Annotated in this window: 23 protein-coding genes, 1 tRNA gene and 2 pseudogenes; 10 read left to right on the forward strand and 16 right to left on the reverse strand. The window is 31.3% G+C overall.

The annotated features are described in order from the left end of the window. Positions 1-256 precede the first annotated feature (256 nt). Positions 257-427 (forward strand): hypothetical protein, encoded by a 171-nt coding sequence (locus tag COC46_RS22070; protein ID WP_176545036.1) that lies wholly within the window; start codon positions 257-259, stop codon positions 425-427. Positions 428-631: 204 nt separating this feature from the next. On the opposite strand, the gene COC46_RS02955 is transcribed toward COC46_RS22070, so the two are convergent. Further along, positions 632-1255, reverse strand: a complete 624-nt coding sequence (locus COC46_RS02955) for a TetR/AcrR family transcriptional regulator (RefSeq protein ID WP_098808282.1) — start codon at positions 1253-1255, stop codon at positions 632-634. Between the two features lie 117 nt (positions 1256-1372). Here COC46_RS02955 and COC46_RS02960 point away from each other — a divergent pair, with 117 nt between their 5' ends. Beyond that, complete coding sequence (locus tag COC46_RS02960) at positions 1373-3613, forward strand: MMPL family transporter (RefSeq protein WP_098808283.1); 2241 nt, start codon at positions 1373-1375, stop codon at positions 3611-3613. Between the two features lie 668 nt (positions 3614-4281). On the opposite strand, the gene COC46_RS02970 is transcribed toward COC46_RS02960, so the two are convergent. The 3 genes from COC46_RS02970 to COC46_RS02980 are packed head-to-tail and all read right to left on the reverse strand — an operon-like array spanning position 4282 to position 5727. Further along, positions 4282-4692 carry a GNAT family N-acetyltransferase gene (locus COC46_RS02970; protein ID WP_369700007.1) on the reverse strand — a complete coding sequence of 137 codons (411 nt, stop codon included), beginning with the start codon at positions 4690-4692 and terminating at the stop codon, positions 4282-4284. Between the two features lie 38 nt (positions 4693-4730). Beyond that, a complete protein-coding gene (gene paiA, locus COC46_RS02975) occupies positions 4731-5249 on the reverse strand; it encodes a spermidine/spermine N(1)-acetyltransferase (protein WP_098808285.1) in 519 nt (172 codons plus the stop codon). Between the two features lie 25 nt (positions 5250-5274). Continuing rightward, positions 5275-5727 carry a MarR family winged helix-turn-helix transcriptional regulator gene (locus tag COC46_RS02980; protein WP_098808286.1) on the reverse strand — a complete coding sequence of 151 codons (453 nt, stop codon included), beginning with the start codon at positions 5725-5727 and terminating at the stop codon, positions 5275-5277. 120 nt (positions 5728-5847) lie between these two features. Between COC46_RS02980 and COC46_RS02985 the strand changes: the two genes are divergently transcribed. The 6 genes from COC46_RS02985 (at position 5848) to COC46_RS22535 (ending at position 9776) form a co-directional block, all read left to right on the forward strand. Further along, complete coding sequence (locus tag COC46_RS02985) at positions 5848-6288, forward strand: GNAT family N-acetyltransferase (protein WP_098808287.1); 441 nt, start codon at positions 5848-5850, stop codon at positions 6286-6288. A 21-nt stretch (positions 6289-6309) separates the two neighbouring features. After that, complete coding sequence (locus tag COC46_RS02990; RefSeq protein ID WP_098808288.1) at positions 6310-6954, forward strand: YczE/YyaS/YitT family protein; 645 nt, start codon at positions 6310-6312, stop codon at positions 6952-6954. Between the two features lie 81 nt (positions 6955-7035). Continuing rightward, positions 7036-7170 carry a small, acid-soluble spore protein L gene (locus COC46_RS02995; protein WP_098169858.1) on the forward strand — a complete coding sequence of 45 codons (135 nt, stop codon included), beginning with the start codon at positions 7036-7038 and terminating at the stop codon, positions 7168-7170. 208 nt (positions 7171-7378) lie between these two features. Then, on the forward strand, positions 7379-8092 hold the full coding sequence (locus COC46_RS03000; RefSeq protein WP_098808289.1) for a YetF domain-containing protein: 714 nt from the start codon (positions 7379-7381) through the stop codon (positions 8090-8092). A gap of 204 nt (positions 8093-8296) precedes the next feature. Further along, positions 8297-9265: a phospho-N-acetylmuramoyl-pentapeptide-transferase gene (gene mraY, locus COC46_RS03005; protein WP_369700008.1), complete on the forward strand. Its 969-nt coding sequence runs from the start codon at positions 8297-8299 to the stop codon at positions 9263-9265. A 379-nt stretch (positions 9266-9644) separates the two neighbouring features. Then, on the forward strand, positions 9645-9776 hold the full coding sequence (locus tag COC46_RS22535) for a hypothetical protein (protein ID WP_255294792.1): 132 nt from the start codon (positions 9645-9647) through the stop codon (positions 9774-9776). Between the two features lie 189 nt (positions 9777-9965). On the opposite strand, the gene COC46_RS22075 is transcribed toward COC46_RS22535, so the two are convergent. From COC46_RS22075 to COC46_RS03035, 7 genes are all read right to left on the reverse strand, one after another. Then, on the reverse strand, positions 9966-10109 hold the full coding sequence (locus COC46_RS22075; protein WP_176545037.1) for a hypothetical protein: 144 nt from the start codon (positions 10107-10109) through the stop codon (positions 9966-9968). 116 nt (positions 10110-10225) lie between these two features. Continuing rightward, complete coding sequence (locus tag COC46_RS03010; RefSeq protein ID WP_098808291.1) at positions 10226-10477, reverse strand: hypothetical protein; 252 nt, start codon at positions 10475-10477, stop codon at positions 10226-10228. Positions 10478-11301: 824 nt separating this feature from the next. Further along, a complete protein-coding gene (locus COC46_RS03015; protein ID WP_098808292.1) occupies positions 11302-11649 on the reverse strand; it encodes a hypothetical protein in 348 nt (115 codons plus the stop codon). Positions 11650-11673: 24 nt separating this feature from the next. Then, positions 11674-12093 (reverse strand): hypothetical protein, encoded by a 420-nt coding sequence (locus COC46_RS03020; protein WP_098808293.1) that lies wholly within the window; start codon positions 12091-12093, stop codon positions 11674-11676. A 43-nt stretch (positions 12094-12136) separates the two neighbouring features. Then, positions 12137-12213: transfer RNA gene (locus COC46_RS03025), tRNA-OTHER, on the reverse strand. Positions 12214-12715: 502 nt separating this feature from the next. After that, entirely contained in the window at positions 12716-12976 is a 261-nt protein-coding gene (locus COC46_RS03030; protein ID WP_098808294.1) for a hypothetical protein, read from the reverse strand. 227 nt (positions 12977-13203) lie between these two features. Beyond that, positions 13204-13455: a hypothetical protein gene (locus tag COC46_RS03035; RefSeq protein ID WP_176545038.1), complete on the reverse strand. Its 252-nt coding sequence runs from the start codon at positions 13453-13455 to the stop codon at positions 13204-13206. A gap of 581 nt (positions 13456-14036) precedes the next feature. Here COC46_RS03035 and COC46_RS03040 point away from each other — a divergent pair. Beyond that, positions 14037-14741: a DUF421 domain-containing protein gene (locus COC46_RS03040; protein WP_255294793.1), complete on the forward strand. Its 705-nt coding sequence runs from the start codon at positions 14037-14039 to the stop codon at positions 14739-14741. A gap of 222 nt (positions 14742-14963) precedes the next feature. Here COC46_RS03040 and COC46_RS22540 read toward each other — a convergent pair. The 3 genes and pseudogenes from COC46_RS22540 to pdxR all read right to left on the reverse strand — a co-directional run. Then, positions 14964-15263, reverse strand: a pseudogene (locus COC46_RS22540) (Vgb family protein); the annotation flags it as partial. 125 nt (positions 15264-15388) lie between these two features. Continuing rightward, positions 15389-15543, reverse strand: a pseudogene (locus COC46_RS22545) (sporulation protein YhbH); the annotation flags it as partial. A gap of 146 nt (positions 15544-15689) precedes the next feature. Further along, positions 15690-17087, reverse strand: a complete 1398-nt coding sequence (pdxR, locus tag COC46_RS03050) for a MocR-like pyridoxine biosynthesis transcription factor PdxR (protein WP_098808296.1) — start codon at positions 17085-17087, stop codon at positions 15690-15692. Positions 17088-17206: 119 nt separating this feature from the next. On the opposite strand from pdxR, the gene COC46_RS03055 reads away from it, so the two are divergent. Then, positions 17207-18133: a DMT family transporter gene (locus COC46_RS03055; RefSeq protein WP_098808297.1), complete on the forward strand. Its 927-nt coding sequence runs from the start codon at positions 17207-17209 to the stop codon at positions 18131-18133. 796 nt (positions 18134-18929) lie between these two features. On the opposite strand, the gene putP is transcribed toward COC46_RS03055, so the two are convergent. Together putP and COC46_RS03065 are read right to left on the reverse strand one after the other, a co-directional pair. After that, a complete protein-coding gene (gene putP, locus COC46_RS03060; protein ID WP_098808298.1) occupies positions 18930-20405 on the reverse strand; it encodes a sodium/proline symporter PutP in 1476 nt (491 codons plus the stop codon). A 337-nt stretch (positions 20406-20742) separates the two neighbouring features. After that, positions 20743-22065 carry an ArsB/NhaD family transporter gene (locus tag COC46_RS03065; RefSeq protein WP_098808299.1) on the reverse strand — a complete coding sequence of 441 codons (1323 nt, stop codon included), beginning with the start codon at positions 22063-22065 and terminating at the stop codon, positions 20743-20745. Between the last annotated feature and the right edge of the window lie 79 nt (positions 22066-22144).

Here is a 22144-nt window from a genome sequence, read left to right on the forward strand (position 1 = left end):
GTAAAGTAAGCGTTATAACCACCGTGACTTCAGTAAGTTTTAAACAATACAATATTTACGATAGGCATTAAAATATCAGGTAAGTAACCTATAAAGGAAACAAATCCGATTGCTAGACCTAGGATCTTTCCTCGATTTTACAGTCTCCAAGTAACGACCAATATAGACCTCTAACTGAGTAAATTAAAAATCCATTTAATACGACTAAACCATTAAAGTAAATATGAGGCATTGTAATTGGTAAGGTGGTCAGCAAATGGAGTACAACACTTCTTTAGCTTTAGAGATTGATAATATCTTTTACTTAACAAATTCTACACAAGATGAAAATCTTCTACCTTTCGAGAAAACTCGTACTCTATTTTACATTTTCATAGAAGAAGTTATTGCAAGATTAATGTCTGAAGGGGATGAAAAAAACTTATAAAAAATAAAATGACGTTAAAATTGAAAGCGATTTCTCACACCTCTTTAATTAATTGAAAATAACTCAATTCAGTGCTTGATTAGATGATTTAATAGCCAAGTTATTTTATCATTTATCAATAAAACCAAACTTTATCTAATCAAAATGAATTACAACACTTATAAAGCAACAAAAAGAAGATTTACTCAGAAAGTAAATCTTCTTTTATTTTTTACCCACTATTCCATTCCAAAAGAAATCTATGATTTGTTCGGCCATTTCATCTATTGTAGAAAATATTGATTTTTGGTCTGCATCTTTATAATTCCCTATCGATAGAATTGCAATGAATAATTGAGTATAGAATTTTGCATTCCCTTTAGGTATTTCCCCATTCTCAATTGCCTTTGTCATTGCCTTTTCGATCACATTATACATCATTTCTTCGGCGTTATTCATTTGTTGTAATTGTTCGTCTGATAAAGAAACTTTCGCTTCCTTCGTAAATGCTTTTAAATCAATTTCAAAAGTTGCTCTTAAATGGACTTTAACCATTTCGTGGAGATTTTCTTTTAACGACTTATTTTTAGATAGAATCTCAGCAATTCGATTACTTATTCGAAGCATCATTTGAACCATTGCATCCGTAAATAGCTCTGCCTTTGTTGGATAATAATAATAAACCGTTGCTTTGGTCACACCACACTTCTTAGCTACGTCATCCATTGAAACTAATTGATATCCGTCTTGTAGAAACAATTGGATTGCATTATCAACGATTGTTGTTTTTGTAGGCTTTTTTTTTGAATCTTGAGGTGGTCTACCAAGAGGACGTTTCATTTGTTCCAATTTGCTTCTCTCCTAACATTTTATTTCACTTTCATTATATCATATTAAAAGTTCTTGAATAATTAACTGACCAGTATATATAATTATAGTGATAAATTTACGAGAGGTGAATTCCATATGAAACATCACCCCTTTCATTCGTGGGGCAAATTTGTAAGTAGTAAACGTTCAAGATGGATAACATTATTGGTTTGGGTTTTATTAACGGTTGTATTATCATTTACTTTTCCGTCTGTAAATGAAGTAGAAAATAATACAGCAGATAACTTACCTAAACAATCCATGTCACAAAAGGCGGATCAACTTATAAAAAAAGAGTTTCCAAATGATTCTGGAAACCCTTTATTAATTGTTTGGAACCGTGAAAGCGGACTAAATGAAGTAGATTATAAAGTCATTCAAACTGTTTATAAAGAACTTCGAAAGGATCCATTGAAAAATCAATTAACATTACCGTCATATGACTTAATGCCTACCCAGGTTATTAAACGAAGTGCTTCAGAGGACGGTTCTACAATCATTACACCTGTTCTTTTTGATAAAAAAGCAGATGATAAAGTACTTCAAAAAAATATCAACGTAATAGAAAAGCTAATAAAAAATAATACTGGTGATGACCCAGTAAACCGAAAATTAACAGAATCTGGTCTAAAAGTTCGCTTTTCTGGTCCAGTTGGTATTCAAACAGACGCTGTAAGTTTATTTTCACAAGCCGATGTTAAACTTTTATTTTCAACTGTATCACTTGTATTAGTGTTCTTAATTCTCCTCTATCGTTCACCAATTATGGCAATTGTCCCAATAATAGTCGTTGGTTTCGCTTACGGAATTGTAAACCCTATACTAGGCTTTTTGGGTGAAAAAGGTATTATAACAGTTGATTCACAAGCAGTTTCGATTATGACCGTTTTATTATTTGGTGCAGGTACTGATTATTGTTTATTTTTAATATCTAGATATCGTGAATGTTTACTTTATGAAGAAAATAAATATAAAGCACTGCAACTGGCGATCAAAGAATCTAGCGGGGCTATTTCGATGAGCGCTTTAACAGTCGTTATTGGGTTAGGCACTCTCTTATTAGCTCAATATGGTGCGTTCCATCGTTTCGCGATACCATTTAGTTTAGCAGTTCTTTTTATGGGGATTGCTGCGATAACAATTCTTCCTGCCCTACTTTCCATATTTGGTAGAGTTTCTTTTTTTCCTTTTATTCCTAGAACAAAAGAAATGGAAGCATTACGAGCTATGAAAAAAGGAAAATCAATTAAGAAAACACAAACTAAAGTAACAATTAATCATAAAATAGGAAAACTAGTTACTCATAAGCCTTGGACAATTATTCTAGTTTCTACTATTTTCTTAGGGGGACTAGCTCTATTTGTACCTCGAGTACAATACACATATGATCTACTTCAATCTTTTCCTAAAGATATGCCTTCAAGAGAAGGATTTGATTTAATATCAGACCACTATTCATCAGGTTTATTAGCACCTGTTAAAGTAATTATCGATACTGAAAACAAAAATATTCCTATAAAAAAGGAATTAGAATCACTTACATTCGTAAAAGATGTTTCTGAACCTATTACAGGTAAAGATAATAAAAGCTTACAATTATATGAAATTTCTTTAGTCGATAATCCTTATTCTATTAAAGGTTTAGAGCGGATCCCTCAACTAGAAAAGAAAATTAAGAAACTATTAATCAACTACGATATTCAAGCAGTAGAAAAGCATTACTGGATTGGTGGAGAAACAGTAACAAATTTAGATACAAAAAATATAACTGAGCGTGATCAATCTGTTATCATTCCAGTTATGATTGGATTAATTGCATTATTGTTGTTAACTTATTTACGTTCCCTTACAGCAATGATTTACTTAATTCTAACCGTCATATTATCTTATCTTTCTGCATTAGGTGCTGGCTGGCTAATTCTTCACTACGGATTTGGGGCCAGTGCAATACAAGGTTTAATTCCTTTATATTCATTTGTATTTTTAGTAGCATTAGGTGAAGATTATAATATATTCATGGTTTCCGAAATATGGAAAAATAAAAAGTATCAAACACATCGAGATGCAATATCTAATGGAGTCGCAAAAACTGGGGCTGTAATTTCATCCGCTGGTTTAATCTTAGCAGGTACGTTCTTAGTGTTAGCAACACTACCAATTCAAGTATTAGTACAATTTGGTATCGTTACTTGTGTTGGAGTATTAATTGACACATTCATCGTACGTCCACTTTTAGTTCCAGCAATAACTACAGTTTTAGGTAGATTTGCATATTGGCCAGGTGAACTTTCGAGAAAAGAGGATGATTCAAAACTAGAAATACAAACAGAAAAATAAAAGAAGAACTCATGTCATATCCATAAAAACACCACAACGCAATTCTATTTACAGAAATGTTTTCGTTGTGGTGTCTTTCATTATAAAGAACTTATTATTGACTTGAGTAAATTACTTCTTAGTCTGTTTAAGCTGTTTCACCGTCATATTAATCAATTGATATAAGCCATATATACCCAAGAAAGAGCCAGAAATTATAAAGTAAATATTAAGAAAAACAGCATGAATGTTTGTCATAAAAACAACATTATTTTTTATAATTTCATAAATTGATATTGCTGTAATTCCACCAAAGGCTATGTAAGAAATAATTGCTATGAAATTAAAAATTGTATTAAGTATAGGATAAGATCTAGCTAATCCATACATGATAATAGGAAGAATGATAATGCTACAGAATAGTAAAGTTTTCAAGTGGTTTCCTTTCTCTTTTATTATTCAGTTGTGATCTGTCTATTATTTCCATTCTTTCAATGAATATCCAATTAAAAACACCAAAATGCTTGGTGACTAATCAGGCTTTTTGGTTTAACATATGAAATTGGGGTTGGGGAATTTTCATTGCATCAAGGTTTTATGACACTATTTATCAATACCGGGATGGATGGTATAACTGTTGCCATATTTAAATGATAATAATTATCATTTTTTATCTACTTATTAATTTCTTACAAATACTTCTCCATAATAACGTAATGTTTTCCATCTTTTATAAAACTATCATTTGTCTCTTGTAAACCAAACTTTTTATAAAAATCCATTTTATTTTTCCTTGCATTACACCATATTTTCTTTGATCTATTGTTTTGCGCTTCCTTCATAACGTGGTTTAACAGCTTACTTCCATACCCCTTACCTTGTTCTTGGTGAAGTGTTGCAAACTTTCTGAACTGACATTCATCATCGATTATAAAAAGCGAGATGACTGAGATTAAACTAGATCCTTTATACAGACCATAATGAATGCCTAAATCATCATCTACCAATTTTATATAATCAAAGGATTTATCTGCCCACATAACCTGATGCCTTAATTCCCAAACTACTTCTTTATCTACTTGTCTAATTGTTATTTGCATAACCATCACCTTTGTTATTCACTATTCAAAAATATTAATTATACGAGTGTCTTACTCATAATAAAATCTATTTGTTCATCATCACCCATATAAAATGAATGAGCTCCTGTTTGAACAAAATCCATTTTCTTATAAAAAGCGATAGCATTTTCGTTTTTTTCCCATACACCTAGCCAGATTTTCTTTTTATTAAGTACATCAGCAATTTCGATAGCTTTATTGAACAGAACTTTACCAAGTCCATGCTTTTGAAAATCCTTCTTTATATAAATCCTCTCAATTTCAAGCGATTCAGTACCCATCTCCTCAGATTGAGCATCATCGGTATTGACCTTTAAATATCCAACGACTGTATCATTTAAATAAATGATAAAGAATTGTGATGAAAGATTATCTAACTCTTCTTCTAATTGTTTTAAGTTAAATGCCCTTTCTAAATAAGAATTCATATTTTCTGCAGAGTTCTGATCCTTAAAAGTTTCATTAAATGTTTCAATACTGATTTGTTGAAGTAAGTGTATATCCTCTAGCTTACATTTTTTTATATTTATAGACATTTTATATGTGTCACTCCCAATTTAATCAATAAATTCTCTTGTTACCTTTCTTTACATATTCCCAATCTTTTTCTACATTTTTTCTTACCCTTTGAAGGAGATCAAAAACAGTTTCTATTTCAAGATCTGAAAATCCCTCTAATGCAACAATGTTGGAATAATCATTTTCTCTTTTTATAAAAGGATAAACATTTTCCCCTTTTTCAGTTGCAAAAAGCTTTTTAATTTTTTTGTTGTCTTTATCTTCTTTCTTTTCAATAAAGCCATTAATCTCAAGTTTTTGTACAGCACGAGCAACTGTAGTTCGATCTACTTTTATCATCTCAGCTAACTTTTCTTGAATGATTCCAGGATTTTCGCAAATACGCACTAGATACAAGTACTGCCCTTTTGTAAGGTCATATTCTTTAAATTCAATATTACTTATCGAATCTAAAGCCCTTGCGATCATTCCAATTTCACGAAGAATTTCCTTCATAATTAGCTCCTTAGCGTCTATTTTGTTGTAAATGCAATAAAAATAATATATATTTAACTTAACTTATTTTTGTTGCATTTGCAACAAAGTAACAGTTTAATTAAAGGGGACTGATCAATAATGAATGCACAAAAAGTAATGAATGAAGAAGATTTAAAGATAGCATTTGCGATAAGAGAAAATGTATTTGTGAAAGAACAAGGCGTACCACTAGAAGATGAATTTGATCAATTTGACACATTAAAAGGAGAATGCGAGCACATATTAGTTCATTACAATGAACAACCAGTCGGAACAGGAAGAATTAGGTTTGTTGATGGAGTAGGTAAATTAGAAAGGATCTGTATCCTTGAGTCTTTCCGTAAATTCGGTCTTGGTAAAATCATTATTAAAGCATTAGAAGAAATCGCACAAGAACGTGAAGCCACTAAAGTTAAATTGCATGGTCAAACACATGCAGAAGGTTTCTATAAAAAACTTGGTTATTTTACAGCATCTGATATCTTTATCGAGGATGGAATTCCGCATATTCTAATGCAAAAAGAATTAACTAACAAATAAATGTTAAAGCGAATGAGTATAATGAAATACGTTTTTTATGTATTAGGAATTTTAATTTTAGCACTTGGTGTTTCGATCACGATTCTATCTGAACTTGGAACCGGACCATTTGATGCACTTTTAGTAGGGTTATCTAAAAATGTGGGGTTTACTGTGGGAAGTTGGGAAATCATCATTGCTTTACTATTGATCTGTTTAAATTCATTGTTAAAAAGACAAAGACCTGAATTTTTAGGACTGGTAACTGCATTTATAACAGGTGTTGGAATTGATATGTGGCTTTTTATATTGCACAATTTTTTAACCCCTGAGTTTTGGTACAGCAAAGTTATTTGGTTTGGAATTGGCTTAATTGTTTCAGGACTAGGAACTTCAACCTATTTACACACAAATTTCGCACCGATTCCAGTTGATCGATTAACTTTAATCATACGGGAATTAACTAAAACGAATCTATTTATTTCAAAAACATTCATTTACATCGTATTCTTGATAATGGCATTGATTTTTAAGGGACCAATTGGCGTTGGTACGTTATTAACAGTGTGTTTTGGAGGGTTAATACTTAATTACTTTATGCCAATTACGAAAAAAGTTTTAGACCCCGTACTAACCCACTCTAGTAAATCATCTAGCTCTGATCAGGAGAAAAACCTTTCAATATAGAATGTTCTGCCTGAATATATCGTTTACTTTAACACATAATTCAATTGTGTTAGGAAAAACTATCCTTGGAGGTGAGGATTTATGAGTAAAAAATCAACTGGAAGAGGACAAAAAGCTCCAAGTGTTAATCCACAAGGATATGGAAAAGACGTTGAATTTTCAACGGAGCCTCAAAGTGAACTTCAGAATTTAGCTAAAAAGTCGAACAAAAAATAATCTATTTTTTATTCATCTTGAAAAAGCCAGCGAAACCCAATATCCGGGCTTGCTGGTTTTTTAGTTATCTTATAACTTTTCACATGGTATTTTAAGTGATTAACATTTTTGAGGTATATTCTGACCTTACAAAAAGAACTTACCTTTACGTATTTTCTTTATTTTTTTATGTAACAATATAATTAGAAGAAAGATAAAGGTGAGGAAAATGTTTGGAACTTTTGAAGTCATAATTAGAACTTTTTCAGCATTTGTTTTACTTATTTGTATTACTCATTTACTAGGTAAACAAACAATTTCTAAAATGACTTACCATGATTATATAACTTCAATTACAATAGGTTCGATTGCAGGAAATTTGGCGTTTAATACTTCTATACGATTCAGTAACTTTATAACTGCATTAATCATTCTCAGTATATTTATATTCCTTGCTACTTTAGTTTCATTAAAAAATAAAAAAGCTAGGGCATTATTTAATGGAGAACCTACCGTTGTCATACAAGATGGAAAAATACTTGAAAAAAACTTAGTAAATTTAAGAGTTACAATGGACTCATTAAATCAAGCACTAAGAAGAAGAGATATATTTGATATTGATGAAGTAGAGTATGCGCTCTTTGAACCTGACGGGCATCTATCCATATTAAAGAAACCGGAATATCGATTTGTAACTAGAAAAGATTTGGGGATAATTAGTCCTTCTCAATCAGATTTCCCAATCGAAATCATTATGGATGGCCAAATTGTAAAGAAAAACATTACTCAAAATCATCTAACAATAGATTGGTTAATGACAGAGTTAAAGCAACGGGGATTGATTTTAGCAGATGTATCATATTGTGTTCGTGGAACAAATGGTCAACTATACTTTGATTTGTACAAAGATCTGATTCATTCACCTGTCGATATAGAAGAATAAATTTTAAAAAATCGGCAAGTGACTGGTACATCAAAACTCTACTTTTCACATCATTCATATTTTTTTGTAAAAATATGTAAAAAACCAGAAATCCGTTTGCGGCATTTCTGGTTTTTCATTTGCTAATCTATTAGCACTTCAATCAAAAATTTTAGAACAAAGAGGTTTTTTCTGGATATCGTTGAATTTGTTAATTAAAAGTAATTGAAAGGAGAAAAAATGTTGTTATCTCCACTCATACCAGCCTTAATAACTTTTGCTTTAGTTAGTATTTTATCTCCCTTATTAATTGCTACACTAAGAAAATTGAACTTGACCCAGCCTATAAGAGCGGAATTACCAGTTGAACACCAAAATAAGAAGGGCACGCCTTTAATGCTAGGAAGTATATTTTTGATTGGTATTTTAGTAGCTTTCCTAAATTATTCAAGTCCGCTTATGCTTTTCTTAGTTGGAACTTTTATCTTATTTAGTATTGTTGGTTTCCTTGATGACTATTGGAAAGCATCAAAACAAGATCCTGGAGGGATTTCTGCTAAGACAAAACTAGTTTTTCAATTTTCTTTTACTATTTTTTTACTTATTGTATTAATTAATTTTTTTGATACAAACACAACTTTTCGTATTACGGAATCTATCTATTTCACTTTACCATTATGGATTTATTTAGCCCTAGTGACTTTATTTATTGTAGGATCAGCTAATGCCATTAATTTTACTGACGGGATGGATGGACTCCTTGGTATGGTATCGATTCCTACCTTCTTTTTCTTTTTTCTCATATCAGATCATATCGAAGTAAAAATTTTTAGTCTAGTTATGATCGCTAGTTTAGCTGGTTTTTTAATTTATAACTTATATCCAGCTAAGGCATTTATGGGCGATACAGGTTCAATGGCAATTGGTGGTTCTTTATCTTTTTTAGCGATCATTGAAAAAGTAGAAATTTTAATTCCGATATTGTTTTTAATTTATTTAGCTGAACAGTTTTCCGTTATTTTTCAAGTTCTCTACTTTAAAAAAACACAAAAACGACTGTTTCTCTTGTCCCCTATTCATTTTCACTATGGGATTAAATACGGTTTGTCAGAAAATGTCCTTGTCATGAATTTTACGATTGTTTCTTGGGCATGTAGTTTGTTAAGCTATTTATATTTTTATTTTTTTATGTAACTTAATGCTTTTTCTAGTTTAATACTTGCTATTCCCCCCACTTGACTTAAGTTCTATTGTCAAATGATTATTTCGCAGCCTTCTCATGAAAATGACATCCTTGTGCGGCTGCCAGTCGCACAAAAGGCTGCCGATGAAATCGACAGCCTTCTTTATTGTGGAAACGACCGCCAAAAAGCAGTCGTTTGTTGTTCAACTATTGCAATGCTTTAGCTGAAAAAGAAAATCAAATGGCATAGCATACAAAAAAAGAAAGCAAACTAAAATCGTGGGTGCCGATAACGAAAAAATGCACTTCGAAATCTTTTTATTTGGTGTTTAGTAATAGGTGGCATCCTTTATAGGAATAACAAATTTTAACTACGAGGGTGGTGAAAAAATGGGTAAAAATAAGAATAATCAATTAAAGAAAAATAAAAATGCTCTACCAACAAAAGCAGATGCAGAATTTGCAGGAGAAAATGGACTTGAAAAAATAGCATTAAAAGCTCAAAAAAGTCACAATAAGTAAAAAATTAGAACTTAAACATAGGGCTTAACAGATGGCGATGCTTTTTGAAGGCATCGCCTTTACCTTGTTCGACTAACGAGATAGTTGAAAAGGTCATTACTTTTCATAAAAAAAAGAGTTATAGATATTCAACTCCCATGTTAGTTATATAAGTAGCTTCACTTATATTACATATAATCTTTGTATTATTCATTTACCTTCTAATGTTGCTAATGATAATAATGCCGTAGATTTAGCTTTTAATAATTCAGCAATGATACTATTACCAAGTTTTTTTCGTAATTCTTCATCTATTTGTTCAATGTGTTGTAATATCATTTCTTTTGTTTCCACATTTAACACTCCTTCGCATTATTAACTACTTCCACCAAAACTAATTCTTTTTCTTATATTTCCTCTGATACTGTTTTTGTCTCTTAGCTATTCTCCTTCTAAAATAAAGACTTTGTTTACTTTCTTTTATTTTTACCTATTTTCTCATTACCACGTTTAAAGTTACCCGTAATTTTAGCTAGCAATAATTGTTCTTCTAATATATTATCTTCAACTTCATTGATTCTTTCTATAAATCGCTCAGCTTCACTATCCTTAATAATTTTAATTTGTTTACCTTTGTAATAGATTACTACCGTCCCTTTTTTCGTTGTTTGATAGGTAAATGGTTCTTCACTTAATCTATTTCGTTTATCTATTTCGCTCACTACATCGTCTCCCCAATTAGTTCAATTTCAATCATTATATTCAACCAAATAAGTTGGTTTACTTCTTTTCTTTAAATTCGCTGTATTTGTCTACCGGGTTATAGAACCATGTTGGTACGGGTCGATTGGAAACGGCTTGTTGTTTTACATATTGGTCTGTTCGGTAGTGGGCATATTCATGTGTGAAAATCGACTCAAGAGTGTTTCTTGAAGAAGCGTTTTCGCCAATTAAATGAATGGATTGATTTTGTGGATAATAGAAACCATCTAATTCTTCAAACGTCGAGTGTTGGTTTAATTGCTTTTAATCGTGATACACAAAAATAGATATTTTCTCATATTTTAGTTTAGGATAAATCTTGTTTAAAGCTTTTTTGGATTCAGAATATATATATTTGATTGTTTCAACAGATTGTTTTTCTTCTTTTTGGAAAGCGAATAGTCATCCCGTTTACTGTATCAATACATAACCCTTTAGTATAGGGAACTGGGAAACGACAAATTTTGAAGAACGCCATCATACATAACTTAATCAAGTGGACCAAACTTCTCTCACTAAAGGAATTATGTCTTAATTTACTAAAAAACAAACTAAATGAAACCACATTAAATCTCAAAAAATTTCAACTTAGAAAAACTATAAAGGGGAGCGAGTCGCTCCCCTTTTTAACAGCCTTTTTATTATTCTAATTAGCAGGAAAGTACAATAACCAAAGCAGTATTTATATTGGATACTACCCAATTTTCAACTAATTCCGTATACACATTAGTCTCTTGAGTACTTCCCCGAAAAAGCAGAGGACTAGCCACTGCCTTAATGTACATTACCAGGATGTACGTTGATTTTGAATTTGATCTGTTGACTTATCAATATCATCCATCATTTGCTTTAATCGTTTTAATCCGTCTGCCACTTGATTTTGATGAGTATCAATGCGGAAAGCAAATGCACGCAACCCTTCACGACTGATCGGATTTGTTGCATTAGAAGCATCCATAATTTCTTTTTCGATTGTATCGAACCCGCGCAATGCAGATTCTAACATTTCGATTGCAAATTTGGCTTTATCAGAAATTGCGTCGATATGATAAGCCGTCATTTTTGTATTAGACTTGCCCCAATCAGAGCTCATATAATTTGGTGAATTAGTATTTGGATTGTAATTACTCATGTACGATTCTCCCCAGAAATTAGATTACTTTTGATACTTGTCAGTGATTGAATCAATCTTGTTTGTTAAATCATCGATTTCATCTGTTAAGCGGTCAATTTCATCTGTATAACGGTCTACATCTTTGATATTCTTTTGAACTTCTAAAATATTACTTGTTGTGCTTGTTACTTTTGACATAATTTCTGTACAGATAGAACCAACTAATACTTGTACATGGTCTGGTGCGTTACCACCAACTTGTTGAACTAAGCGGTCAACTAATGGTTTGATTTGAGTTAATGTGTCTGAAGCGTTTGTTAATTCACGTCCACAAGAATTTAATTCAGCGTCGATTTTATCTGATACCCTATCGATTTTTGATTGAGTAATTTGGTCAATCTCACGAACCACCTTGTCAATTTCATTACATACTTCACGTACTGCGCCTTTACCTACGATCATGTGTTTCTTCCTCCAGGAGTTTTAATTTTTATATTTTTATTATTGGACCCACAGGTAGGACTCGAACCTACATACGTTTTCACCCATTAGGCGGTTGCTCTTCCATTGAGCTACTGTGGAATAATCCTATGCTATCATCAATCTAGCGATATTTTTATACCTATTTAAGTGTATCTCTACGTCATCAAAAACGAAATACACATCTACATAATCAAAATAAGTAATTTATTTAATTGGTTTGCTTTTTGCTTAATGAAATATATTAAAAAATCCTATTATTTAAAATAATGTCGCAACAATTAGAATAGGTAGATAAGCAGATATAGCTGAAAAATATGTAGTAGACTCTGAAGGTTGCATTTGAAAAGTTCCTTATAATAGATATATTTAATATCATATTAAATATGTTTGAATAAAATCTAGGTACTTTGGTATGTAATTTAAACTTCCTATGCAATTAACCTGACATTAAGTTGCATAAAAAATCGACTATACAGCCGAAGAAGTTGTTCAACTAAAGCTAGCATTAGCCATTCATGAATCCTCAGATTCACAACAGTGAATGGAAGTTTATATCGTACTCCCATGGTAGTTGTATAAGGTTTTTTTATCGATAAGTTGTTTATTTTTTATTTTTAATAAATTTGCGAATGTAATAGCCTATCAATAATGTGAAAATAATAGCAGTATCTAATAAACCTGGTAAAAATTTTAACATCCATAGACTTAATATAAAAGTAGCCACTGTTAAGTGTTCGATGTACTTTTCATGACTTAATTTGTTTTTATTAGTCACAATAATTATAAAAGCAATTGGTGGAACTATAAAACAAATAGTAGTAATAACCTTATTTCGCAAATACCAAGGAATTGATTGATTCATAATATTAACCTCTAACATTTCATATTTGTTTTACCTTATCTGTATAAACATGCTTTTTATACACTACCATTTAAATAGAAAATTTACTTATCGTACTCCCATGGTAGTTGTATAAGATGTTGCTATACAAATCGTCTTAATATAAAAAAAATCATTCCCAATTGAGTAGATGAAATGAAACATATTTTTAGTCTCCCTATTAATCTATAGTTACATAAGGATTTTATTCAACTTTTACTTGGCTGTTTAAACGTTCTGATAAATGTTCCTAAACATACAGAACATATAAAGAAAATGGGAAAAAGCTGAACCAAATTTTGTTTTGTTGAGAATAAAAAAATTAGTAAAGAAACTCCAATTCCTGTAAGAGTCACTACTCTTAATTGGTTTTTAGGTGTTTTTGTAAATGATTTTGGAATAGCAGAAAGAATACATACGATTAAACCAAAAATGATAAGTTGAATAAAAAAAATCATCATCTATTTCTCCTTTTTAATGGCTTAAGAAATTTGGGAGTATTTTTAATAACTACTTCTTAATATAACGCTACAATCATTTCCAGTAAATCGGGGGAATTTTATGCTTGGATACTTGTAAAACTAAATAAATTCTAATTTTTGATATGTCGAAAACCAAAAAAACATAGAAGCAAGTATCATTTAGACTAAATTAAATGTATCATCATATAAAAACTTGGGGGAATTTTAATTAATTCTAATAACTAAACTTATTGAACTAATCTGCCATTTACTACAATAAAAAAAGCCGCATTTAAGCAACTCGTGTTCTTCAACTAAAGCATTCGTTCAAAAAGTTCCAAAATTGTTGCTGTTGTATATGAGGACATCTATAGTACAAAAAATGGATAGAAATAGTAGAAATGATATCTACTATTTCAAGGGACTTACCTGTTAGCGATAGGACATATATGCAGTAAGAGCAAGCATTAAATTTATGTTATTCTTCCAAATGCTTTCTAATAGATATTCAATTTATTATCTAGTATAGTTTGCTGAATTATTCTGATACTAAAGTTGATAAATATATCGGAGGTAGTAAATTGTCTTTTTTATTTAGTGATCATTCTTTAACTTTTTTTGACTGGGTGTTGAGAGCAACAGTTGGATTTATTTTTATGTTAATTAGTGTGAAAATATTAGGTCAAAGAACAATTTCGCAAATGAGATTACTGGATTTTGTTATCGTGCTCATCTTAGGAAATATTATCGCCCATCCATTATCTGATGAAGAATTATCGTTAACGGATTCCTTTATTTCTATCGGTGTTTTAGTTCTCTTATATTTAATTTGTAATTATTTAACTTTTAGTTCAAATAAATTCAAGCATTATGTGAATCCTCATCCATTGCATCTTATTACTAATGGAATCATACAATATAAAAATTTAAAAAAAGCACGTATTACCATTGATGAATTACTTTCAGAGTTAAGAAAAGAAAAAATTGATGATCCGAAAAAGGTTGCGTTAGCTTGTTGGGAAGCAGGTGGTTTTATTTCTACGTTTTTATATCCGAAATACGAGAACCCGACAAGAGAAGATCTTCAATTAAAAGACAAAACATTTCATTTTAACCAACCAATTATTAAAGATGGAACGATTGAACAAGAAATTCTTACTAAGATCAACAAAGATCCAAATTGGCTAATAGAAGAATTAAAAAATAAATATAATGTTTCAATTAATGAAATATTACTAGCGACCTTAAATGAAAATGATAGAATCGATATATATTTATATAAATAAAATGAGGTTATTTTCATGTTTAAAGGTTACAACTCGAAGAAATTCCTTCAGTTGAATTTATAGCGGTTTAAGGTAGCTTAACTCAAAAATACAATTATACTCTGTTCTGTGGAATAAAGACCTAATAAAAAATAAGGGATTTCACATAATATATAGGCATATGTGAGTTCCCAATTCAGTTTTCATTTTAATATATTTAACAATCTAACTACATACCTCATTTTATAACAAGGTTAATTTTCCGATTTTGTTACACTCTAATGCGAACCATACGGCTCCATCCTTGTCACATACAATTCCGTGAGGTTCTGCATTAGGTGTTTTAATTGTGTATTCCACAATTGCACGGTCTCTTGTCAATCTTCCTATTTTATTTGCACCCCATTCAGTAGACCATAAATCAAATTCTTTTCCAACAGCAATAGCATGGGGGCGTGCATTTGGTTTAGGGATGCCATATTCAATTATCTCCCCAGAATAAGAGATTCTCCCTATTTTATTCCCAATTATTTCTACAAACCACTGACTACGTTAGTATTTAAACTCTAAATATTTAAGACAAAAAGCCAGAAAAGCCTTCAAACAGATTGTCTGGTTTGTCATTTTCTACTTATTTCGCACGCTATTTAATTCTCCATACCCGCTCTCTATTTCGCTGCCTTCTCATGCTCCTGCTTAAAAAAGCTCTTCATATAATGGAACACATCTAACTTTTGCTTTAGAATATAATAGCGAAATTTCTCTTCATTTATATTTTATATGCAGCCATTAGAGTAGGGTTTCGATTGTATTGGTTTACTTGTTTAGGATATACCCTTTGATACGACTGATTTTTTCGTATTCAATTATGGAACACAATAAAAAGCCTGTATCTATAATTACAGACTTTTTTGTGGCATGTAGAATTTAAACAGATCTAAAGTAAACGAGAATAATTTTACGATCATGTTAGATTTTGAACCATGAATTATATAACAAGCGAATTGCCTCTTCAATCTCAGCCTCTGATAAAATAGCAAATCCAAGTAACACTGTATTTTTTTGATTATTCCCTTTGTTATAATACATTGAGACTGGATATACTTTAATACTATTTTCAGCCGCTCTTTTTATTAACTCTTCTTCTAACATTCCATTGTGAACCTTTAATAAAATATGTAAGCCAGAATCTTCTCCTATCACTTCCACTTTATTAGAAAAGTACCTTTCTATCGCCGAAACAAGTACATCTCTCTTTTTTCTGTATACAACTCGCATTTTATGAATATGTTTTTCCCAATGTCCTTCGTTTAAAAATCTTCTAATGATTTCTTGATCAATTCTTGAAACACTTTGTGTGTAGAATAAATATTGTGAATGATACAATTTAATTAGCTGTTTTGGCAACACCATATAACTCATTCGTAATGATGGGAGTAAAGCTTTCGAAAATGTTCCCATGTAAATTACGTTTCCCTCTGTATCAAGCCCCTGCAATGCTGGAATCGGTTTTCCAGAGTAACGAAATTCACTGTCATAATCATCTTCAATAATATAACGTCCATTCTCCTCTTGTGCCCATTGTAATAGTTGTCCTCTTCTTTTAATTGGCATAATCATTCCACAAGGAAATTGGTGAGACGGGGTAACGAAAATAACTTTCGCATTGCTAGCTTCTAAAGCCGCAATACAGATCCCATCACCATCAAGTGGGATCATTTGAACATTTTCTTCTCCCTTCTCAAAAACAACCAACTTTCGATGATACCCTGGATTTTCAACTGCAAAATGCCTCCCCTTTAGTAACTGAAACAAGATTCTTATTAAAAATTGTGTTCCGGCTCCTATTACAATTTGACTCGATGAACATCTAACACCTCTTGACTCATATAAATATTTCGCAATCTCTTCACGCAAGTTGGATTCACCTTGAGGATGACCAAGAAGTAGAAGGTCCTTATTTTCCTGTTGCCATACTTCATTCGAAATTTTCCGATAGACGGCGAATGGAAATGTCTTTGGATCTACACCCGTTTGTGTAAAATCATATTTATATATCTGTTCTCCGTAAAATACTTCCTTTACCAATTCTCTTTTTTTCTCTGTTAGCATCATTTGCTCAATTTCACATACAAAATACCCCTTACGTGAAACTGATTCAATATACCCTTCTGCTAGAAGTTGTTCATATGCCGATTCAACTGTATTTTTACTCACCTCTAAATACATTGCAAACTTTCTTTTTGCTGGAAGCTTCGTCATTGGAGGGATTTTTCCACTTCTTATTTCTTCTTTTATATACTCATATAACTGTACATACAACGGTATTTTTGACTCAATATTCAAACTTGGTGTTAACTCTAACATAAAATCTGACCCCTTCACAAAACGGATTATTGATACTTTATACAGTACCAGAGGTTATATATAATTCTTTTTATCATGTAAATCGAATAAAATCAATTTTTGAAAGGAGCATCATGATCATGCAAAACAAAAGACGTCTTGGACTACTTATGATTCTTACAGGAGCTACTTTATGGGGATTATCAGGTCCATTAATTCAGTGGTTTTTTCAACGTACGACAATAACTTCTATCGACTATTTAGTAATTCGCCTCTTACTTGCGGGAGTCTTTATTTTATGTTTCTTACTTACAAAAAAACAAAATATATTTCGAATTTGGCAACAACCAAGTCATCTATTACACCTTATCATTTTCTCTATTCTCGGGATGCTTGGCGCACAATATGCTTTTATTGAAACGGTTCATATTAGCAACGCTGTGACCGCTACACTATTCCAATTTTTAGGGCCAGTTCTCATTACTGTTTATGTTGCAATACAGAATAAAAAACTGCCTTCTACTATGCAAGTGCTAGCAATTTTCTCTGCACTAATAGGCACATATTTTATTATTACAAATGGATCAGCCCATAATATTGTCATGTCTAAGGAAACTATTTTATTCGGACTGTTAACAGCTATTGGTTTTACCTTCTATACACTTCACCCTACTTCCCTTATTCAACAATGGGGGACGACTCTTATTATTGGCTGGGGTATGCTAATTGGAGGTATTGCATTATTTATTTACAATCATTCTTTTGAATGGAAACAATTTTCACAAGCCTTTACGCTGTCAACATTCTCTATGCTGATTTTTATTATTATAATTGGTACACTTTCTTTTCTTCTCTACATCGGTAGCCTAAAATATTTATCAGCAACAGAGACTAGTATTTTATCTAGTATTGAACCACTGGTAGCAACTATTGTTTCTATTACTTGGCTAAATGAATCTTTCGGAGTATACCAATTACTAGGTGGTATATGTATCGTCATCGCAGTTATTTTCTTAACAATGCCAGAAAAAGAAGTAAAATCCACAGTCACAACTGGACAAATATGATGCCAAATGTAAAAAAGGTCTATTTTAAATAAAAAGTTGAATAAGTGTTTTTGTCTTGAGAGAACTAGCTCAACAAGAAAATATCGTTAAATTAACGATTATTGATACAATCTCCCTTCTTCTCAAAACTTTTCATTTTACTGATGTATTTTTAACGATCGATTAAATACTATACTTTTACGACAAAAAACCAGAAAAATCCTTTACTGGGCTTTTCTGGTTTCACTTACTTATTCTACTCACAATTCATTTAAGTCAATTATCTAGCGATTATTTCGCTGCTTTCTCATGCTCCTGTTTAAAGAAGCTCTTCATTGAATGGAATACATCTGATTTTTGTTTAAGGATATAGTAGCGGAATTTTTCATCATAAATTTATTTTTCTAAAAACCCATTAAGATGTTGAGGATATCCCCTTATAAGATGATCAATTCATATTAATTCAAGCGGTTATTCCTGTAAAGAATTGAAAATAGAATTCAAATCCTACTTGGATTACCTCCTCCTTTTTTTATTGAAATAAACAGAACAAAATTCTTTATTATTCTTCATAATAAACAGATTCTTATATTTGTCTTGGTCTCGGTATGTTTTTTTGATGATTACCAATATTAATTTCTTATGAAGGTAAGCATATTGAATTGAATCTATTATTTAATTTTTATCGAGCAAATTATTTTAAACTTGTACTTGCATTAAAAAAAACAGAAAAACCATCATTCTAGTTTCTCTGTTTTACATTACATATGAACTTACTATTCTACTAACAAATTCATCTATATATAAGAAATACTTTCTATGCCAGTCTTTTTTTCATTTCTTCATATTGTTCTTCTATTTTTTGATTTTTATTTGAAGTTATCAAACTAACAACGATAACAGCTACTAAACTAAAAAAGAAGCCTGGTACCATTTCGTATAGATTAATCGTTTGTTTAATAACATCTACACTAATCCAAATAATAACCGTTAATGCCCCTACAATCATACCTGCAAGTGCTCCCCAACGAGTCATTCGTTTCCAGAATAAACTTAATAAAATTGCTGGTCCAAATGCAGCTCCGAAGCCGGCCCAAGCATTACCTACAAGGTTTAGAATCGTATCACTTGGTTTTAATGACAATAGAAGCGATACAACTGCAACGATTAAAACAGATAAACGTCCAACACGAACAAGCTCTTTTTCAGTAATGTCTCTTTTACCAAAAATTCGATATAAATCTTCAGTTAATGCACTTGATGTTACTAATAGCTGTGAAGAAATCGTACTCATAATTGCTGCCAAAATAGCAGATAACAAGAAGCCCGTAATTAAGGGATGAAATAAAGTATTTGCGAAAAAGATAAAGATTGTTTCCGGATCTTTTAACGTTAAATTGTTAACAGATATATAAGCGATTCCTACAAGCCCTGTAAGTGCCGCACCTACGATTGTAAAAAGCATCCAACTCATACCAATTCGTCGAGCTGGTTTTAATTCTTTTACAGTTGAAATTGCCATAAAGCGTACAATAATATGTGGTTGTCCAAAATACCCTAATCCCCAAGCAAGTAATGAAACAATTCCAACGACGGAAGTTCCCGTGAAGATATTTAATAATTTTGGATCAATATTTTGTATCTCATCAAATACTGGTTTTACACCACCCATATTTGTAAATGCCACTAAAGGAACCATTATAAGAGCGATAAACATAATTAAGCCTTGTACAAAATCTGTTAAACTAACAGCCAAGAAGCCACCGAATAATGTATAAGCAATTACAACACCTGCCGTTACAAATAGCCCAATTTTATAATCAATTCCGAAAGCGGATTCAAATAATGTACCCCCAGATACAAGTCCAGCTGAGCAATACAGTGTAAAGAAAATAATAATAACTATTGCTGAAGCGATTCTTAAAATTCTACTTGTATCTTGGAACCTTTTTTCAAAGTAATTTGGGATTGTAATTGAATTGTCTGCAACCTCTGTAAAAACTCTTAATCTAGGCGCTAGTAGTAAATAGTTTAAATATGCCCCAACCGTAAGTCCAATAGCAATCCATACAGAAGAAATCCCAGTCGCATACATTGCTCCAGGTAATCCCATCAACATCCAACCACTCATATCAGCTGCCCCAGCTGAAAGTGCAGTAACTGCTGGTCCAAGTCCACGGTCACCTAGCATATACTCGGATAGACTATTAGTTGATTTTTTATAAGCGTATACACCAATAGCTAACATAAAAATAAAGTAAATAGAAATCGATATAAGTACTTGCGTATCCATGACATTCCTCCGTTTTACAATGATGTAGAAAAACTATTAATGGATAACATTCTCATTAAGAGAATACACCCCAAATTACGTAGACACGATTCCTCACTTCTACATAAAGTTATCTTATTATAATAATCTGAAAATTACAACCAATATAAAAAAGTAATACTATTAAAAAAATTCAAATTATTATTATGAGGTTTAAAAGTACCGTTATACATTTGCATTCTAAGTTGAAATAACATATCTGAATTCAAAAGTAATTAAACGAAAAACAGTATAAAAAAAAGACAAACTAATAAAAGTTTGCCTTTTAACTAAAACAGTTATTTTAAAAGTCACAGAATTATATTAGAAATTTAACATATAAATATACGTTAGATAAGAGAAGTGAAAATAATGTGATCGGAAGACCAATCTTCAAGAAATCCCAATATCCAAACTTATGCCCTTCTCTTGATGCTATTCCCGCTGCTACAACATTTGCAGAAGCTCCTATTAATGTTCCATTTCCGCCAAGGCAAGCACCTAATGCAAGAGACCACCATAATACTTCAACTTGAGGAGCATCTGGAGAAAGCCCCATTCCTACCGATAAATCTTGAATCAAAGGTATCATAGTTGCTACAAAAGGTATATTATCGATTATAGCTGAGGCAATTCCTGAAACCCATAATATTAAAGGTGCCGCTATCTGAATATTACCATTTGTTAATTCTAATACCTTTTTTGCTAATGTACCGATTAAACCAATATCTACTAACCCACCTACAAGTACAAATAAACCGGCAAAGAAAAAGATAGTAACCCATTCTATATTCGCAAATATCTCCTCTAGATCACGTTCTTTCACACCAATAATCATTAAAATTGTAGCGCCTAACATAGCGACAAGGGCTGCATCTAAATGTAAAATTGAGTGAAGAATAAATCCTAATAAAGTAATTCCCAGAACAACGAGTGATTTTATTAATAGAGTCTTATCTTTAATATAGTCTTTTTCATTGATTGACATCAATATTTTAATTTGCTCTGATGTTGTTACTAACCTTTTTCGATAAATAAAATAAATAATGATTGTTGTTGCTATAACAATTATTGCAATAATAGGTGCTAAATTCATTAAAAAAGAATTAAACGTTAAATGTTTATTAGCTGAACCAATCATAATATTAGGTGGATCACCAATCAACGTCGCTGTTCCTCCTATATTGGAATAGATCACTTCAAGGATTAAAAATGGTCTTGGATCAACTTTTAAAATCCTTGTAATAGATAATGTAATTGGAACGATTAATAAGATCGTAGTTACATTGTCAAGAAATGCTGAACAAATTGCTGTTAATAATGACAATGAAATTAATATTTGTATTGGTTTACCTTTTGAGAATTGAGCAGTCTTTATAGCTATATATTCAAATAGTCCAGACTTACTTGTAATATAAACTATGATCATCATGCCAATTAAAAGCATAATCGTTTCCCATTCAATATGAGTCGTTAATGCCGAACGCAAATCAACAGCCCCTATACCAACTATTATGCCCGCTCCTAATAATGCAATTAACGCTCTATTCATTTTTTCAGTTATAATAAAAGCATATGCAAGTAAAAAGACTACAATGGTTGCATAATATCTCCAATTATATCCATGTTCTAAATGTTCCATATCCTTCTCCCCCAAAACTTTTATAATGTTCTAATCTAAACTCTTGGCAACTAAGGAAGTGCAATGAGATGAAATCAAA

Source organism: Bacillus sp. AFS041924 (assembly GCF_002577195.1).
Taxonomy (GTDB): Bacteria; Bacillota; Bacilli; order Bacillales; family Bacillaceae_G; genus Gottfriedia.